The following is a 19,559-nucleotide window of genomic DNA, read 5'->3' as shown; positions in this document are numbered from 1 at the left end:
TGTCCGCACCGCCACGTACCGAGGCACGGTCGGCGCCGCCGGGTGTCCCGGCCGGCCTATGCGCGTGTTCCCCCGGGCACCCGGTGACGCGCCCCGGACCGCGCCGCCCGCTGACGCGGCGACCGGCCGGGGATCCCGGATCGGTCCACGGGAGTCCGGGGCCTCGACCACTCCGGCGGTCCGGGGCGTCCGCGGGCCGCCGCCGGTGAGCGGATGAATCTCCGCGTTCCTCGGAAACGACACGGGAGTCAATGGAAACAACACCGATCCAGTACATAAGCCTGGGCCATATATCCGGCTGAACGGGAAGATATTTTGCTTTATATCAAAGACATAGTGAAGACCTACAAGCGCGGGGTCCGAGCCAATGACGGCGTCACCATACAGGTGGGGGCCGGTGAAGTAGTCGGTCTCCTGGGGCACAACGGTGCCGGAAAGACGACGCTTATCAACCAGGTGGCCGGACTCACCGTACCGACGTCCGGCACCATCCGCGTCGACGGATGCGACCCTGTGGCGGAACCGTCGAAGGTCCGCCGAATGATCGCGGTGATGCCTCAGTCACACGCACCGCTGACCGGCGTGACGCCACGGCAGGTCATCAAATCAATGGCCCGGATCCGTGGAATGAGCAAAAGCGCCGCCAACACCCGTACCGAAGAACTGATCGAGGCCTTGGATCTCGGCGAGTGGGCCGACACCACGGGAGAGCGGCTCTCCGGGGGCGTCCGAAGGCTGACGGCGTTCGGTATGGCCGCGGCGTCGCCTGGACAGGTCGTGATGCTCGACGAACCGACCAACGACGTGGACCCCGCTCGCAGGAGGCTCTTGTGGGAGCAGATCCGGGGTCTGGCGAACCGGGGGTGTGCCGTACTCCTGGTCACACACAACGTGGTCGAGGCCGAGCGGAGCGTGGACCGCATCGTCGTGCTGGACTCCGGAAAGGTGATGGCGGAGGGGACGGCGGCACAGCTTCGCTCCCGTGCGGCCGGCGACCTCCGACTGGAGTTGACGGCCGCGGACATCGACGGCCTCCCCTCCCTTCCCGAGCACATCGCGACCGCGGGCCCTCCGCTGCGCGCCTCCCGGCGGCTGACGATCGCCCTTGAATCCAGCGCGGCCGCCGATGCGCTCACGTGGGCGCAGCGGCTACGAGCCTCACAGGACATCGACGAGTTCTCTCTCGTACCGGTCGGCCTGGAGGACGTGTATCTGGACCTCGTGGGCGGGGAGTCCACGTCCAACGGGGAAGAAGAGGGATAACGCGATGCGCTACTGGATGTCTAGCTATGGCCTGCTGCTCGGCTGGGCCGGGCTGCGGGGGCGCGCGACCCTGGCGTTGAACCTGGTGATCCAGACCTGCCTCGCGGTGGGGATCGTCGTCGGATTCGCGTTCCTCGTGCCCAACCTGGACGATGCCACGGCACTGTACCTCTCGACGGGGGCGCCGGTGCTCGGGCTCATCACCGTCGGGATGGTGATCGGGCCGCAGGAGGTCGCTTCCGCGAAACAGGAGGGCATCTTCGAGTTCAACCGGTCGCTACCCGTGCCCCGGAGCGCGCTCATCGCGTCCGACGCCACGATCGCCCTGGTGACCGCCCTTCCGGGGATGCTGGCCGCGCTCGTGGTCGCATGGCTGCGATTCGACCTGGACCTGCAGATCAGCCCTCTGGTCGTTCCCGCGATCCTCCTGACCGCGGCCGCCGCGATCGGTATCGGCTATGGCATCGGATACGGACTGGCCCCGCCGATCGCCCGGATGGTGTCCCAGCTCGTGGTGTTCGTCGCGCTGATGTTCTCCCCGATCGTCTTCCCGATCTCCCGGCTGCCCGACTGGTTCGCCTCCGTCCACCTGGTGCTGCCGTTCCAGTACATGGCCGAGAGCGTGCGCGATACGCTCAGCGTTCCGCCCGACGGCGTCCGGCTCCTGCCCTTCGCCGTCCTCGCGGCCTGGTCCCTCGCCGGATTCCTGGTCGCCTACCGGATGATGGCCCGAAGGACGTGAGGCAGAACGGCGTCCGAGGCCCGGCCACGGCGGCCGGGACGCCGAAGGCAGGCGCTCCGGGCCGATGAGGTGGGAGCCTTCGGCGGGCGCGGGTTCCCTCCCGTGCCCGCCGGAGGCTCCTCTCCTGCCGCCGCGGCCGTGGCTACAGCGGCTCCACCACCGCGCGCTCCCCCGGGACGGCCAGATCCCTGACGTGGTTCCGCGCCAACCCGGAGGGCCACTCACGGAAGCGGCGGAACCGCATGGGTACGCCCCTGGCGGCGGACAGGTCCGCGCTGTCCATGGCCTGCATGTGCACGTGCGGCTGGGTCGAGTTCCCCGAGTTTCCGCAGTCCGCGATGTGCTGGCCCTCCACGATCCTCTCGCCGACGGACACCCGGACGCTGCCGGCCCGGAAATGCACCAGAGCGATGAAGACACCGCTCTCCGCGAGGGACATCACCACGTGGTTTCCGGCGATGGCTCCCACACCCCGGCGCACCCGTGCGCCCTGGCTCAGCGCGTACGGAACCAGCGCGGCCTGCGACCGGCGCGCCTCGTGGTCGGGCTCGGCGTCATGCACCGCCACAACGGTCCCGTCGCCGGGCGCCAGGACGGGTCGGCCGAAGGCGAAGAAGAGCTCGGGCGGTTCGGTGGCGAGGAAGGTCCGCCAGCTACGGCTGCCGGCCGTCCTGTGCCTGTCGTCCACACCGACGAAGTCGATGGCGTAGCGGCCGCCGAACATATCGGTCCCATGGCTCGGAACACGCCGGGCCGGGCTGTTCTCAACGCGCCACAGCCCCCTGAAGGGAAATGAGACATCGATTCCGTGGTCCCCGGAACTCTGCGGGGGTGAATCTCCAACCATGGAGCCAACATACGACACCCCTCCGGCGATGGCGGTCGCGCTGACTCCTATGGTCCGGGCGATGAAAACGCGTCGGGGGGTTTCAGATTTCCCGTTCTCGTTCCCAGCGGATGATTCGCCATCCGTTTTCCCGCTGTCGGCGCGGTCTTCGTCCGCTGTACCGCGTGCCGGGCCGCTGCCTGGTGAGGCCTCCGGCGCGGTGGCGCCGCCGGCGGGACGGGCGGTGCCCCGCAGCAGCAGAGGGCGGGCCGCCTCTCCCAGGAGCAGGAGGACGAGGAGGTACGGCAACAGGGCCAGCCAGAGGAGGCCCGGCCACCCGAGAGCGCGTACGACCAGGAAGGGCGCGTCGGCGGGACCGGCGACCATCGCGCCGACGGTGACGGCCCCAAGCAGCCACACCAGCACTGTTCCGGTACGCCGCCACGCGCTGCCCGGCCGGGACACGTCCTTGACCAGCCGCCTGTGCAAGTACAGGTGAGCGGCGGCCACGACGGCCAGGATCAGGGCCGTGTTCATCAGTAGAAGGGCCATGTCAGCGCACTCCTGTCATGCGGGTGCCGGTAGGAGGGGCGCTCTCGTCGGCCGGTGGACCCGAAGGCGCGCCGTCCGCCGTCACGACGGCGCCGACCCGTGCCGGAAGCGCGGCCGCGCCAGCCGACCGCGTGCGACCCGTCCCGGAGTCTGGCACCCATCGCGCCGTGGCGCCACCCGTGCGGGCCGGGCCGGCGGCGGCGCCGATCGACCCCGCGGGAGTACCCGCCCCGGCCGCCTCCCCGGTGGACGTCCCCGGGCCGCCGAGCCCGGCGGGGCCGCGGCGGCGGTCCACAGGGGGCCGGTGAGCTGCTGCGGGGAGGGTGGCGCCCCAAAGACCGCCTGGAAGGGGTAGCCGCCTGGTTAGGGCGATAGCACGCCAATCGGGTATTTCGGTGCGATCCCACGCGAATTAGTCTTCAAGGCACACGCCTGGCGGAGCGGCATGGCGCGGACGGATAAAGGCTTGCTGTGGCGCGCGAATGGTTCTGATATCGACGAGGCAGCCGATGGTGCAAATCATCGTCCATGATTCAAGAGGACTGCATCCTTGAACTCTCTTCACGGCCCAGCGGAAAACCCCCTTCCCCCTTCAGGAAGCGGTCGGGTCGAGAACTCGTACCCGATGGCGCCCACCCAGCGAGGAATCCTGTTCCAATCCCTGCACGGGGAGAAGTCCGGGCTCTACCATGCGCAGATCCTGCTTGAGATCGTCCAGGACCTGGACGTCGAGGCGTTCCGCGGGAGCTGGGCACAGGTGGCGAAGCACCACGCGGCACTGCGGACGGGCTTTCGCGAGGTGTCGAGTGACGAACCGGTGCAGGTGGTCCGGGAGAGCGTCGACGTCCCCCTCGAGTACGAGGACTGGCGGACCCTGGGCGGTGAGCAGCGGTCTTCCCAGCGTGAGGACCGTCTGAGGCAGGACCACGAGTACGGATTCCCCGTAACCGAGGCGCCCCTGTGGCGGCTCCGCCTCATCAGGCTGGAGGAAGCGCGGTACGAGCTCCTCTGGAGCCTCCACTACGCCCTGATGGACGGGCGCAGCCAGGCGAGGGTTCTCCGCGAGGTCGAGCGGTTCTATGAGTGCCTCGTCACGCGGCGAACGGTCGATGAGCCGCCAGAGACGCCGTTCCAGCACTACATCGACTGGTGGAACCGCCAGGACACCGGCCGGGCCGAGGAGTTCTGGCGTGATGAGCTGCGGTCCGTTTCGTCCGCGAGCCCCCTCCCCGTCGAACTGAGGCCCTCCGCGGCCGAGGCGGTCGCGGAGGACGCTCCCCGCGTCGTGTACGACCAGGCCCGCCTGGTCCTGGACGAGCGGGAGACCGAGGACCTGCGAGCCGTCGGTGAGGAGCACGGCCTGGAGCTCCCGACTCTGGTACGGGGGGCCTGGGCCTTCCTGCTGAGCAGGTACCAAGGCTCGGAGGAGGTGGTCGCGGGGGTCACCGCCCCCGGCCGGTCCGCCGACCTGTCCGGCATCGAGGACATGGTGGGGACCTTCATCAACACGCTGCCGCTGCGTGTCGGCGTACCCGCGTCGATGGCCTGGCCGGCGTGGATGCGGGACCTGCAGCACCGGTACACCCGGGTCTGCGAGTACGAGTACAGCCCGCTGCTGATGATCCAGCGGTGGAGCGGGATCGAGTCGGGCGAGTCGCTCTTCGAGACAGTGGTGACGGTCGAGGAGCAGGAGGAGGACCCCGGGCCCCGCGCCCTCCGGATGGACCGGGTCTGGGAGGAGAGCCATGCCGGCTATCCCCTGAGCATCGTGGCGACCCCCGGGGAAAGCCTGACGCTCACGATCCACTACGACACCGCGCGTTTCTCGGTGCGAACGGTCGAACGCCTGGTCGGGCACCTCCGCCAGGTCCTCACGGAGTTCGTGCGCAAACCGCGGGCCTGCCTGGGGGAGCTGACCCTCCTGACCCCCGGCGAGTTCTCCCAGCTCGTCCACGAGTGGAACGACACGGACACGCCGTACTCGCAGGAGCTCTGCATCCACGACCTGGTGGAGAGGCAGGCCGAGGAGACCCCCGATGCCCTGGCCCTGCTCTTCGAGGACGAGCGCTGGACCTATCGCGAGGTCGACGAGCGAGCCAACCAGATCGCGCACCTTCTGAAGCACATCGGGCTCAGGCGCGGAGACCAGGTCGCGATCCTCACGGAGCGCTCCGCGGAGATGGTCCCCGCGCTGCTGGGGATCCTGAAGGCCGGGGCGACATACGTCCCCCTGGACGCCAACGCGCCCGTCAAGCGGTGGCACTGGATCATCGACTCGCTCAAGATCACGTGTGTCCTGACGGAGACCGCCCTGGTGCCGCACCTGTCGGCCGCCGACCCCCTCCCGGACCTCGCCCACATCGTGTGCCTGGACCCGGGGACCGGTGACGGGGACTCCGAGTCCGAGCACCCGTACACCGTCCATCCGTCGAACGAGATCGCGGGCATGCCCCGGAGCGGCCTCCCGGCGCAGGGCGGTCCGCAGGACATCGCCTACATCATCTTCACATCCGGCTCCACGGGAACTCCCAAGGGTGTGACGGTCGCGCACTTCCCCGCGGTGAACCTGATCGAATGGGTCAACAACACGTTCTCGGTGAACTCTGAGGACCGCATCCTGTTCGTCACGTCGCTCACCTTCGACCTGTCGGTGTACGACGTCTTCGGGATCCTCGCCGCCGGAGGATCGATCCGGATCGCCTCCGGCCGGGACATCCAGGAGCCGGCGAACCTGCTGGCCTACATCTCGAACGAGCCCATCACGTTCTGGGACTCGGCGCCGGCCGCCCTGATGCAGCTCGTTCCCTTCCTGCCCACGGACGACGACGGCGAGGTCGAGACCGTCTCCCACTCCGTCCGCCTGGTCTTCATGAGCGGCGACTGGATCCCGCTCCAGTCGCCGGGCCTCATGAGGGCGGCTTTCCCGAACGTCGAGGTCATCGGCCTCGGCGGTGCCACAGAGGCGACGGTGTGGTCGAACTACTTCCCCGTCGGGGAGGTGGACCCCTCCTGGCCGAGTATCCCGTACGGGAAGCCCATCCAGAATTCGTACTACTACGTTCTCGACGAGAGCCTGCGACCCTGCCCCATCGGCGTACCCGGTGACCTCTACATCAGCGGTGTGTGCCTGAGCTCGTGCTACGCCAACGAACCGGAGCTGACGGCGAGCAAGTACGTTCCCTCGCCCTTCAGCACCGTCCCCGGGGACCGCCTCTACAAGACGGGCGACATGGCGCGGTGGCGTCCCGACGGGAACCTGGAGTTCCTCGGGCGCACCGACTCCCAGGTCAAGATCCGTGGGTACCGCATCGAGCTCGGCGAGATCGACAGCGTCCTGAGCGAGCATCCCGCAGTCCGGGACTCGGCGACGATCGTCCGGGAGGACAGGCCGGGCGACCGGACCCTGGCGTCGTACGTCGTCCCACACCCTCAGCTCGCCCAGGAGATCGTCCAGGAGCACGGGGGCGCGCTGGCGGACAAGCGCGTCGACCAGTGGCGCGAGGTCTACGACGCCTTCGACCCGAGTGTGGCGGAGCGTTCCGAGGACGGCCACGACTTCTCGGGCTGGAACAGCAGCTACACCGGTCGGCCCATCCCCCCGGAGGAGATGCGGGCGTGGCAGGAAGAGACCGTGGCCCTGGTCCGCGACCACGACCCGGATACGGTCCTGGAGATCGGCTGCGGTACCGGCCTGCTGCTGTTCCCACTGGCTCCCGACTGCCGCCGGTACTACGGGACGGACCTGTCCTCCTCGGTCCTGGAGTCCATCAGCCGCCGCCTCGACTCCCGCCCCGAACTGCGGGAGACCGTCGTCCTGAGCCAGGGAGAGGCCGTCGACGCCGGCGATCTGCGACTGGAGCCGGTCGACACCGTCATCATCAACTCGGTGGTCCAGTACTTCCCCGGTGTGGACTACCTCGTACGTGTCCTCGAGGGGGCGCTGGCCCGGGTCGCCGACGGCGGCCGGATCATCGTCGGCGATGTCCGCAGCCTCCCGCTCCTTGAGGCCTTCCACGCCAGTGTCGAGGCGCACCGCGTGCCTGACTCCATGACACGTGAACAGCTCTGGCAGCGTGTCCGGCACCGCGTACGGCAGGAGGAGGAACTGGCCCTCGACCCCGAGTTCTTCCGGGACTGGGCCGTCAGCACCGGCGTCGTCTCCCGGGTCGAGGTCCGTCCCAAGGACGGCCGCCACCTCAACGAGATGTCGATGTTCCGCTACCAGGTGGTGCTCCACGTCGGGGACGCTCCCCAGGACGGTGCCGACCGTCCGGGACCGGGAGTTCGGGAGCTCGACTGGACCGCGGAGGGGCTGACCCTCTCCAAGCTGAGCGAGACGCTGCACGCGGACCGGCCGGGCCGGCTCCGGCTGCGCGGTGTCGCCAACGCACGCGTGGAGGAGGCGGTCCGGACCCTTCGCTGGCTGAAGGGGGAATCCGGCCTGGAGACGGTCGGGGCCTGGCGCGCACAGGACCAGCCCTCGGATGGCGTGGACCCCGAGGAGGTCAGGGAGTGCGCCGAGCGGGCCGGCTACCAGGCCGCATTCGACTGGAGCCGTCACGGCCCGGACGGCGGATACACCGTTCTGCTGACGCGGGACGGGGCCGAGCCGGGTGCCGACGAAGAGCAGCTCCTCGCCCCGGCCGCGTTCGACGGACAGGCGGTCCAGGAATGGTCGGACTACGCCAACCAGCCGCTCAAATCCGAGGTCCAGGACCTCCTGCTGCCCCGGCTCCACACATACCTGGCTGAACGGCTGCCCGGCTACATGGTGCCGTCCGACATCGTGGCACTCGACGCTCTGCCCGTCACCTCCAGCGGCAAGCTCGACCGCCGTGCGCTGCTGCTCCCCCAGGATCCCGCGTCGGTGGGGGACACCGTCCGCGTTCCCCCGCGCAACACCACTGAGGCGCTGCTCGTCTCGGTGTGGGAGCAGATCCTGGGCCGCTCTCCCATCGGCGTCCTCCACGACTTCTTCGAGCTCGGCGGGCACTCGCTGCTCGCCGCCCAGTTGGCGACCCGGATCCGGCAGGTGTTCTCGCTGGAGGTGCCTGTCCGCCTCTTCTTCGAACTGCCCACGATCGCCGAGGTCGCGCGCGAGCTACAGCGGCGGCAGGAGGAGTCGCAGCCGCTGGAGCTGCGTCCGGTGGTTCCGGTCCCCCGCGACGAGGCGCCGCCCGCCAGCTTCGACCAGCAGCGGCTCTACTTCATCGACCGGCTGAGCCCCGGTACCACGTCCTACACCGTCAACTGGCTCATCCCGCTTCCGGCATCCGTCGATACGGAGGTGGTCCGGGACGGGCTGGACGAGATGGTTCGGCGCCACGAATCGCTGCGCACGACCTTCCATGAGGAGGACGGCCGGGTCTGGCAGGTCATCGCGGACGACCGGCCGGTCGCGCTGCCGACGACCGACCTGTCCATGCTCTCGGAGGAGCAGTGCGAGCAGCAGGCGCAGGAGGAGATCCGCCGGTGGTGGGACCAGCCCTTCGACGTGGGCGCGGGCCCCTTGCTGCGGGCCCTCCTCGTCAAGCTGTCGGGCACTGAGCAGGTCCTGGCGCTCAGCGCCCACCATACGGTGTTCGACGGCTACTCGATCGGCCTCTTCTGCCAGGAGTTCCTACAGATCTGCAGGGCCCTGGCCGACGGCTCGCCCTCCCCGCTGCCGGAACCGGAGGTGCAGTACGCCGACTACGCGGTATGGCAGCAGACCTGGCTGGAGCGGGACAGGCTCGCGTTCCACCTGGACTACTGGAAGGAGCAGCTCGCCGACGCACCGGAGCTGCTTGCGCTTCCCACCGACACTCCCCGCCCGGACGCGCTGAGCTTCAAGGGCGACTTCCTGAGGCGCCGTCTGCCCGCCGAAACGACCCGGCGGGTCGCGCATCTGAGCCGTGAGTACCAGGTGACGGACTACATCACCATGCTCAGCGGCTTCGCGGTCCTCCTCTCCCGCTACAGCGGGCAGGACGTCGTCGTCATCGGTGTGCCGATCGCGAACCGGAACCGCGCCGGCCTCGAATCCATGATCGGGTTCTTGGTCAACACGGTCGCCCTTCGCGTGGACCTGCGGGACAACCCCCGCTTCGAGGACGTGCTGTTGCAGGTCCGCAAACAGCTGTTCGACGCTCAGAGCCACCAGGAAGTCCCCTTCGAACGGCTCGTCGAGGCACTGCGGCCCACGCGCAGCCTCGGGCACAACCCGGTCTTCCAGGTGATGTTCGCCGACGAGAGCCTTCCCTTCCTGGAGCACGAGTCAGCCCTGATCCAGCCCAAGCCGTGGATGCACAGCCTGGTCGAGCAGGGGATGAGCGTCGGCGTGTCCCGCTTCGACCTCACCTGCATGATCCAGGCCTCACCCGAGGGGATGCGCTTCGGGTTCGAGTACAGCACCGACCTGTTCGGGGAACAGACGGTCGCGCGCATGGCCGACCATTTCCGAGTACTCCTGGAATCCGCGCTGGCGGACCCCGGACAGCGGGTCCAGCATCTGCCGATGGTCGAGGAAGCCGAGTGCGGGAGGGCCGCCGAGACGGGACTCGGGGCCTTCAACGCGGTGGCCGCCGATCCGGTGTCTTTGCCGGAGCTGTTCGGGGAGCAGGTGCGCCGTTGTCCTGACCGGGTGGCTGTCGTGTCGGGTGAGCACCAGTTGAGCTATGCGGCTCTGGATCGTTGGTCCAATCGTCTTGCCCGTCTTCTGCGGGATCGGGGTGTGGGTCGGGGGAGCCTGGTCGGCCTGTGTGTGCCGCGTTCTGTGGAGATGGTCGTCGGGCTGTTGGGCATCCTCAAGGCGGGCGGGGCCTATGTTCCGCTCGATCCGTCCTATCCGCGTGAGCGGTTGGCGTTCATGGTCTCCGATGCGGGGCTGGGTGCTGTGGTGGCTCGGCGTTCGGCTTTGGAGGCGTTGCCGGAGGCGGATGCGCCGGTGATGGTGGTGGAGGATCTCTGGTCGGAGCTGGAGGGCTGGCCCGACACTCCGCCCGAGACGGGTGTGGGCGGTCAGGATCTCGCCTATGTCATGTACACCTCCGGCTCCACCGGCCAGCCGAAGGGCGTGGCCGTGACCCACGCCGATGTGGCGTCGCTGGCACTGGACGGCCGGTTCGCTCAGGGGCATGAGCGCGTGCTGCTGCATTCGCCGCAGGCGTTCGACGCGTCGACCTATGAGCTGTGGGTTCCGCTGCTGTCCGGCGGCCTGACCGTGGCGGCTCCACCGGAGACGGTGACGCCGGCTCTGCTGCGCGACTCCGTGGCAACGCACGGGATCTCGGCTATGTGGTTGACCGCGGCGCTGTTCCACCTGTTCGCCCAGGAGGACCCGGGATGCCTCGCCGGCCTCGGCGAGGTGTGGACCGGTGGAGACGCCGTGCAGGCGGACGCGGTGGCGCGGGTGCGCGCGGCCTGCCCCGAGCTCGTGGTGGTGGACGGCTACGGACCGACGGAGACGACGACGTTCGCCACCGCGTACCGGATGGAGCCGCGGGCGGAGGTCCCCGCGGCGGTGCCGATCGGTCGGCCGCTGGACAACACGCAGGTGCTCGTGCTGGACGGTTCCCTGCGGCCTGTGCCCGCCGGTGTCGTGGGTGAGCTCTATATCGGTGGTGCGGGGCTCGCTCGTGGTTATCTGCACCGGCCGGACCTGACCGCTGAGAGCTTCATCGCCAACCCCTTCGGTAGGGGTGCTGGTGACCGTCTGTACAGGACGGGTGATCTGGCCCGGTTCCTTCCCGACGGCAACATCGAGCTGCTGGGCCGGGTCGACGACCAGGTCAAGATCCGTGGCTTCCGGGTCGAGCTGGGCGAGATCGAGGCCGTGCTGGCCCAGCACCCGGACATCCGGAACACGGCGGTGCTCGTGCACACCGACGGTGCGGCCAAGCGCCTGGTGGCCTTCATCACCAGCAGGGAGCCGGTGGACTCCGAGGAACTGCGGTCCTTCCTGGGGCAGCGGTTGCCGGACTACATGGTTCCGGGTGTCGTCGTTCCTCTGGAGGAGTTGCCGCTCACCGCCAACGGCAAGGTGGACCGCAAGGCGTTGGCGGCGCTGCCCTGGCAGGAGCACGCCGTGGGCGGGCAGGAGCACGTGGCTCCGCGTACGCCGGTGGAGGAGAAGCTGGCGCGGATCTGGCAGGACGTCCTGGCGCTGAGCCGGCCGGTGGGTGTGCACGACAGCTTCTTCTCGCTGGGCGGGGACTCGATCCTGAGCCTGCAGGTGATCTTCCGCGCCAAGCAGCACGGTCTGTACTTCACCGTCAAACAGCTCTTCCAGCACCAGACGATCGCTGAGCTGGCTCCGGTCACCGAGCAGCGCGAGGGTTCGCAGGTGTTGGCCGAGCAGGGCACGGTCACCGGTCCGGTCGAACTCACCCCGATCCAGCGCTGGTTCCTCGCCCAGGACCTCGCTCGCCCCGACCACGTCAACCAGTCCCTGCTGATGGAGGTCGGGGCGGACCTGACTGGTGGTCAGTGGCAGCAGGTGGTGCGGGCCCTGCTCGAACAGCACGACGGGCTGCGCACCCGCTTTTGGAGCAGTGACGGGCAGTGGCGGGCCGAGGTGGCGGACATACCCGACGCCCTGCCCTGGCAGGAGCACGACCTGTCCTCGTACCCGGCCGGTGAGCGTGAGGACCGGATGCTGGAGATCGCCGGCCAGGTCCAGTCCAGCATGGACGTCTCCGCTGCTCCCCTGTTCAGGTCGGTCCTGTTCACCGGGGTATCGGATTCCAACGAGACAGCCGGCCACAAGAATCGACTGCTGCTGGTGGCTCACCACCTCGTGGTCGATGTGGTGTCCTGGCGCGTCCTCCTCGAAGATCTGGACACCGTCACCAGGCAGCTGCGCCAGGGCCAGGAACCCGCCCTCCCCACGAAGACGAGCTCCTGGCAGCAGTGGGCCCACCGGCTGCACGAGGAGAGCCGAAGTACCGCTACCGCCCAGGAACTGCCCTACTGGAGCGAGCAGTCAGCACCGGCCGGTGCCCTTCCCACGGACGGGCCCACCGAGCACAACACCATCGGTCGCAGCCGTGTCCACGAGGCCGTGCTCAGCGCCGACCAGGCGCGTGCGCTCCTGCAGGACGTGCCCGCGGCTTTCAACACCCAGGTCAACGACGCGCTGTTGACCGCGGTGGCCAGCGCGATCGGCGCCTGGACCCGTGACGACCACGTCCGTATCGACCTGGAGGGGCACGGCCGCGAGGACCTCTTCGACGACATCGACGTGTCCCGGACCGTGGGCTGGTTCACCACCATCTCACCGGTGCGCCTGCCGGTTCCCGACGCGGACCAGCTCGGGGAAGGGCTCAAGCGGACCAAGGAACTCCTGCGCGGGCGGCCCCGCCAGGGCATCGGATACGGCCTGCTCGCCCACGGTCCGGACCGTGGTGGTGCCGAGCTGGGTCCTGTGGCCCAGGTCAGTTTCAACTACCTCGGTCAGTTCGACGCCACCGCGTCCGGCGGCTTCGCCGCCCACTCCGGCAAGGCCGGCCCGGACTGGGATCCGGCCAACCAGCGCCCCTACCTGATCGACATCGTCAGCCACGTCCAGGACGGCCGGCTGCACATGCGGTGGACCTACAACTCCACTGCCTTCCACCAGGACACAGTCAGGGGAGTCGCGGAACACACCCTGGAGGTGTTGACCCGGCTCACCCGCGAAGCCCGCGATCCCGACGCGGTGGTCTACAGCCCCTCGGACTTCCCGGCCGCCGGGTTGGACCAGGAACAGGTCAACGACCTGGTCGCACAGGTGCGGACGCTGCCCGAGTGGCGGTCCGCGGCGGGTCCCCGCCCGTTGGAGGACTGCTACCCGCAGACCCCCATCCAGCAGGGCCTGTGGTTCCAGAGCCAGCTCTCCCAGGGCGAGGGGGTCTACCACGTCCAGATGATCCTGCGCATCGACCAGGAACTGGACACCGACGCCTTCCGCCAAGCCTGGGCACAGGTCATGCGCCGCCACCCCATCATGCGCACCGGGTTCCGTACGGCCGCGGACGACCGGGCCCTGCAGTTGGTCTGGGCCGATGTGCCGGTGCCGTTGCGGACGCAGGACTGGCGTTCGCAGACCTGCCAGGAGCAGCAGGAGGGCCTGGACGCCTATCTGGAGCGGGACCGGGCCGAGGGCTTCGACCCCCAGGACGTGCCGCAGTGGCGCATGCTGCTGGCCCGCACCGGCGACGCCGGTTACCAACTGGTGTGGAGCGCCCACCACGCGATTCTGGACGGGTGGAGCATCAGCCTCATCCTCAACGAGGCCGTGCAGTGGTACGGGGCCTTCGTGCGGGGCCGCCACCTGGAGAAGGCGCCCTCGCGTTCCTACCGTGACTATGTTTCCTGGCTTGGCCGGCAGGACATCGAGCAGGCCGAGCGGTACTGGCGCGGGGCCCTCAAGGGTGTGGAGCAGGCCACGCCCCTCAGTACCGGGGCGCGTCCTGAGGCCGGTGCGGGTGGTCCTGTTCCGCCCGCGTCGGTCACCGCCCATCTCAGCGAGGACGAGACGGCGCGGGTGCAGGATTTCGCGCAGCGTCACCGTTTGACGCTCAACACCGTTCTACAGGGGTGCTGGGCTTTGCTGCTTTCGCGTTATTCGGGTACTGACGATGTGGTTTTCGGGACGGTGGTCTCGGGGCGGCCTTCCGAGATGGAGGGTGTCGAGGGCACGGTCGGTCTGTTCATCAACACGCTTCCTTTGCGGGTGGGTGTTCCCGAGCGGGACGTCGTACTGGAGTGGCTGCGCGGTCTGCAGGAGCGGGGTATGCAGATGCGTCAGTACGAGTACTCTCCGCTGAGTGAGGTCCAGCGGTGGAGCGGGCTTCCCGCTGATGCCTCGTTGTTCGAGACCCTCTTCGTCTTCGAGAACTACCCGGAGGACGAGAGCGATGAGGGCTCGCTGCGCTTCGCGGACGTGAGCTCGCGGGAGCAGACGCATTATCCGCTCAACGCCGTGATCACCCTCGAAGAGCGTCTCGGCATCAACCTCTTCTACGACAGCCGGCGCTTCGACGTTCGGACGGTCGACGCGATGCTCGCCCACATGCGGCAGATCTGCAACGAGCTCGTGGCCTCACCGCACAAACCCCTCGCCCAGGTGTCCATGCTCACCGAGGGCGAGCGCACCCAGGCCCTGGAAGAGTGGAGTGCCGACACCGTTTCCGAGGACGGGGCCACCTATCTGCACGAACTCGTCGAGGAGCGGGTACGGGACACCCCGGACGCGGTCGCGGTGGTTCACGAGGACGGACACCTGTCCTACAGCGAGCTCAACCGCCGTGCCAACCAACTGGCGCACTGGCTGCAACGCAACGGAGTCGGCCCCGAGGTCCTGGTCGGGCTGTGCCTGGACCGCTCGCTGGAGTCCGTCGTCGGGCTGCTGGGCATCCTCAAGGCGGGCGGGGCCTACGTGCCCCTGGACCCGCGTATCCCCGCCGACCGGATGGCGTTCGTCCTCGACGATGCGCAGGTGCGCCTGTTCCTCACGCAGTCACACCTGCTGCCGGGGTTGCCCACCGGGGATCTGAAGACCCTCTGCCTGGATTCGGAGTGGTCCACCGTGGCCTCCGAGTCCGCGGAGAAGCCGTCGACGGCCCTCACGCAGGAGAACCTCGCCTACATCATCTACACGTCGGGGTCGACCGGCCGGCCGAAGGGGGTGATGGTCGCCCACCGGTGCATCCGGCACGTCGTGCCGTGGATCAGCCGGTACCCGTGCTTCGACAGGCCGCAGAACGTCCTACAGGTCGCCTCGCTGAGCTTCGACTTCTCGGTCTGGGAGATTCTCCTGCCGCTCGTGACGGGCGGAGTACTGCACATTCCGCACAGTGACACGCGCATGATCGGCACCGACCTCCACGATGTGCTGGACGAGCGGGCCATCGAGATCCTGAGCTTCACCCCGGGCGCTCTGGCCACCCTGCCCACAGCACCCCTGCCGAACCTGAGGACGCTGGTCGTCGGTGGTGAGGCGTACTCGGCGGACCTCATCCGGACGTGGGCGCCCGGCCGTGACTTCTTCAACGTCTACGGACCGACCGAGACGACGGTCTTCGCCACCGGAACGCACACCGACGAGCACCTGGACACCATCCACATCGGACGTCCGATCACCAACGTGCGGACCTATGTCCTCGACTCCCGTATGCAGCCCGTACCGGTCGGCGTGCCCGGCGAGCTCTACATCGGAGGTGTCGGCGTGACCCGGGGCTACATGAACCGCCCCGACCTCACCGCCGAGTCCTTCGTCGCCGATCCGTTCGGCGGCGAGCCGGGAAGCCGCCTCTACAAGAGCGGGGACATCGTCAGGCACCTTCCCGACGGCAACATCGAGTTCGTCGGACGCGTCGACGGCCAGGTGAAGATCCGGGGCTTCAGGATGGAGCTCGGGGAGATCCAGACGGTGCTCGACCAGCATCCTCTGGTCCAGAGCTGCGCCGTGCTCGCACAACCGGACGGATCGGGCAAGCGGCTGGTCGCCTATGTGGTGCTTGAGGGAGAGTCGGCCGACACCACCGAAGGGCTCCGGTCCCACCTGAGGGAACAACTGCCGGCGTACATGGTCCCCTCGGCCTTCGTCTACCTCGACGAGCTCCCCCTCACGGGCAACGGCAAGCTGAACCGGCGGATGCTCCCCCTGCCCGAGGAGGACTCGGGGCCCGCGCTCTCCGAGGGCGCGCTGCCGCGGACCAAGACCGAGGCGCTGTTGGCCACGGTCTGGGAGGAGGTCCTGGAGCGCGGTCCCATCGGTGTCTCCGACGACTTCTTCGGCCTGGGCGGACACTCGTTGGTCGCGGTGAAGGTCGCGGCCCGAGTCCAGCAGGCGTTCGGGATCGATCTGCCGGTCCGTGTCCTGTTCGAGCGGCCGACCGTCGCCGGAGTCGCCGCAGAACTGGACCGCCTGATGCGGGAGCGGGACCCGCATGAGACCGTGCCCCTGGTGCGGGTGGCGCGCGATGAACCCGTTCCTGCGACGTTCGACCAGCAGCGGGTCTGGTACATGGAACGCCTGCATCCGAACAGTGCCCTGTACACGGTGGGCTGGCTGCTCCACCGGGCCTCCGCCGTCGATTCCGCGCGACTCAGGATGGCGCTGGAGGTGCTGATCGCGCGGCACGAGACACTGCGGACCACCTTCCGGGAGGACGGCGGACGGGTGTGGCAGGACATCGCCGACACCGGGCCCGTCATCCTGTCCGAGGCGGACCTGTCGGCGGAGCCCGCGGAGCGGCATCCGGAGTCGGTGAAGGCGCTCACCCGCGAACTGTGGACCCGGCCCTTCGATCTCGCTGAGGGCCCGTTGCTCCGCACGTTGCTCATCCGTCTGTCCGACACCGAGGCGCTCCTGGCGTTCAGCGGTCACCACGCGATCGTCGACGGTTTCTCGGTCCGGGTCCTCAACGAGGAGCTGCTGCGGGTCTACGACGCGCTCGGGAGCGACGATCCGGTCCTGCCCGCTCCGCTGGCCGTGCAGTACGCCGACTACGCGGTGTGGCAACAGCAGTGGCTCCGGGAGGAGCACCTGCGGACGCACCTGCGGTTCTGGAAGGAGCACCTGGCGGAGGCGCCCGCCCTGCTGTCACTGCCCACCGACCACCCCCGGCCCGCGGTACAGGACTACCGGGGAGCCAACCACACGTGCTCGCTGCCGTCGGATCTCAACGACCGGCTCAAGCAGGTCAGCAGTGAGAACCGGACGACGCACTTCATCACGGTGCTGAGCGCCTTCGCGGTCCTCCTCTCACGCCACAGCGGGCAGGACAAGGTGACGATCGGCATCCCGGTCGCCAACCGCACCCGGGTCGAGACCGAGCCGCTGATCGGATTCCTGGTGAACACGGTGGCCCTGTGCGTGGACCTGCAGGGCGACCCGACCTTCTCGGAGGTGCTCCAGCAGGTCCGGTGGAACCTCCTGGAGGCGCAGAGCCATCAGGAGGTGCCGTTCGAGCGGATCGTCGAGGAGCTGAGGCCCGAGCGCAGCCTGAGCTACAACCCGGTGTTCCAGGTGATGTTCACCGGACTGGACAAGCTCTTCGAGGAGGCTCCCGAGGAGTCGGAGCAGCCGGAGTGGATCCATGACGTCACGGACACGGGTATCGGCGTCTCGAAGTTCGACCTCGGCCTCAGCATCCAGCAGAGGGACGGGGAGCTGCAGTTCAACTTCGAGTACAGCACCGGCCTCTTCGAGCGGGACACCATCGCCCGCATGGGCGGGCACCTGCGGAACCTCATCGCGGAGGCACTGGCCGAGCCCGGGACACCCATCACGCGGCTCGGCATCCTCTCGGCGGCGGAGCGGGCGGAGATCGTGGAGGAGCGCAACGCCACGCATGATCAGGACGCCCTGCGGCCCGTGTGCCTCCACCACCTCTTCGAGGAGCAGGTTCGCGAGTCCCCCGACCGCATCGCGCTGTCCTTCGAGGACCAGCAGCTGAGCTACGCGGAACTGGACGGCCGCGCCAACCGGCTGGCGCGCACACTGCGGGATCACGGTGTGGGACCGGAGACACACGTCGGTGTCTGCATGTACCGCTCACTCGACCTCGTGATCAGCCTCCTCGCGGTGCTCAAGGCAGGCGGCGCCTATGTGCCCCTGGACCCCGACCACCCGTCGGAGCGACTCGCGTTCATCGCTGAGGACGCCCGGATCCAGGTCGCCCTGGTACACCCGGACACGGTGGATCGCGCCGGTGCCCTGGCCGAACGGGGTGCCCGGCTCATCGAGCTCGGCGGCGGCGACACCTCGTGGCTGGACGCGAGTCCCGAACCCTTGGACGCGGACGTACACCCGGACAACCTTGCCTACGTGATCTACACGTCCGGTTCCACGGGCCGGCCCAAGGGCGCGATGCTGTCCCACCGCGGCATCTGCAACCGCCTGATCTGGATGCAGGAGACCTACGGCCTACAGGACCACGACCGCGTGCTACAGAAGACCCCCTACGGCTTCGATGTGTCGGTCTGGGAGTTCTTCTGGCCCGTCATCGCCGGCGCGCGGCTTCACGTCGCACGGCCCGAGGGGCACCGGGATCCCGCCTATCTGGCCGAGCTGATCGACCGGCAGGCCATCAGCGTCCTCCACTTCGTTCCCTCGATGCTGCAGGCCTTCCTCCAGCACCCGGGTGCGACCGGGCTCTGCAAGGACGTCCGGGACGTGATCTGCAGTGGTGAGGCCCTTCCCCCCGACGTCCAGGAGCGGTTCCAGCGGTCGCTGCCGAACACACGGTTGCACAACCTCTACGGGCCCACGGAGGCCTCGGTCGACGTCAGCTTCTGGGAGTGCAGGAACATCCCCGGAGCGAGTACCGTGCCCATCGGCCGCCCGGTGGCCAATACGAGGCTGTACATCCTGGACGAGGCGATGGAGCCGGTCCCCGACGGTGTCATCGGTGAGCTGTACATCGGCGGCGTCCAACTGGCCCGCGGCTACATGGGGCGCCCGGATCTGACCGCCGACCGGTTCGTGGCCGACCCCTTCGGCCTAGGCCGCCTCTACGCCACGGGCGACCTGGCCAGATACCGGACCGATGGCAGCATCGAGTACGCGGGGCGCAAGGACCACCAGATCAAGATCCGCGGATACCGGATCGAGATCGAGGAGATCGAGGCCGTACTGGCCGAGCACCAGGCCGTCCGGTCGTGCTTGGTCGTCGTGCACGAGGCCGGCTCCACCGACAAGCGGCTGATCGCGTTCCACACGGCGAAGGCGGGCCACGAGGCGACCCAGGACGAGCTGAGGGCCCATCTCCTCGATCGGCTTCCCGAGTACATGGTGCCCGCGCACTTCGTTCCACTGGAAGAGTTCCCGCTGAGTCCGAACGGCAAAGTGGACCGCAAGGCCCTGCCCTCCTTGTCGGACATCGTGCAGCAGGTGCGGGACGGCGCGGCCCACGTCGCTCCCCGAACCGAGACCGAAAAATCTCTTTCGGAGATCTGGTCGGCCCTCCTCGAACTGGACCAGGTGGGGGTCCACGACGACTTCTTCGCCCTTGGCGGGCACTCGCTCCTCGTGGCCTCGATGTCGACCGAAGTCCAGAACCGGTGGGGCATAGCACTCATGCTTCCGACGGTGTTCCAGAACAGGACGATCGAAGCGCTCGCGAATGTCATCGACCACAGTGCCGACGACGGCGAAGGCGAAGAGGCGGACGCTGCGGAGCTTTTCGACCTGTTCTGACCGACACGCAC

At 68.5% G+C, this 19,559-nt stretch carries 4 protein-coding genes and 1 pseudogene; 4 read left to right on the top strand and 1 reads right to left on the bottom strand.

Going from position 1 to position 19,559, the window contains the following annotated elements; genetic code table 11:
* The first annotated feature begins 336 nt into the window (after positions 1 to 336).
* Together NOSIN_RS22145 and NOSIN_RS22140 are read left to right on the top strand one after the other, a co-directional pair.
* Positions 337 to 1,263, top strand: a complete 927-nt coding sequence (locus tag NOSIN_RS22145; RefSeq protein ID WP_206057639.1) for an ABC transporter ATP-binding protein — start codon at positions 337 to 339, stop codon at positions 1,261 to 1,263.
* Positions 1,264 to 1,267: 4 nt separating this feature from the next.
* Positions 1,268 to 2,005: an ABC transporter permease gene (locus NOSIN_RS22140; protein WP_077692586.1), complete on the top strand. Its 738-nt coding sequence runs from the start codon at positions 1,268 to 1,270 to the stop codon at positions 2,003 to 2,005.
* 142 nt (positions 2,006 to 2,147) lie between these two features.
* Here NOSIN_RS22140 and NOSIN_RS27895 read toward each other — a convergent pair whose 3' ends face one another.
* Positions 2,148 to 3,383, bottom strand: coding sequence for a M23 family metallopeptidase (locus NOSIN_RS27895; RefSeq protein WP_227015129.1), 1,236 nt, complete (start codon positions 3,381 to 3,383; stop codon positions 2,148 to 2,150).
* A gap of 550 nt (positions 3,384 to 3,933) precedes the next feature.
* On the opposite strand from NOSIN_RS27895, the pseudogene NOSIN_RS28270 reads away from it, so the two are divergent.
* Both NOSIN_RS28270 and NOSIN_RS22130 read left to right on the top strand, forming a co-directional pair.
* A pseudogene (locus NOSIN_RS28270) lies at positions 3,934 to 5,319 on the top strand (condensation domain-containing protein); the annotation flags it as partial.
* Between the two features lie 72 nt (positions 5,320 to 5,391).
* Positions 5,392 to 19,548: an amino acid adenylation domain-containing protein gene (locus NOSIN_RS22130; RefSeq protein WP_455430054.1), complete on the top strand. Its 14,157-nt coding sequence runs from the start codon at positions 5,392 to 5,394 to the stop codon at positions 19,546 to 19,548.
* The last annotated feature ends 11 nt before the right edge of the window (positions 19,549 to 19,559 follow it).

It is taken from the genome of Nocardiopsis sinuspersici, assembly GCF_001998325.1.
GTDB classification, from domain to species: Bacteria; Actinomycetota; Actinomycetes; order Streptosporangiales; family Streptosporangiaceae; genus Nocardiopsis; species Nocardiopsis sinuspersici.
Note: the sequence above shows the minus strand (reverse complement) of the source record. Positions and strands in the feature narration are given on the sequence as shown.

Coding starts and splice junctions, on each gene's coding strand:
- NOSIN_RS22140 (WP_077692586.1), top strand. CDS start 1,268: ATGCGCTACTGGATGTCTAGCTATGGCCTGCTGCTCGGCTGGGCCGGG.
- NOSIN_RS27895 (WP_227015129.1), bottom strand. CDS start 3,383: ATGGCCCTTCTACTGATGAACACGGCCCTGATCCTGGCCGTCGTGGCC.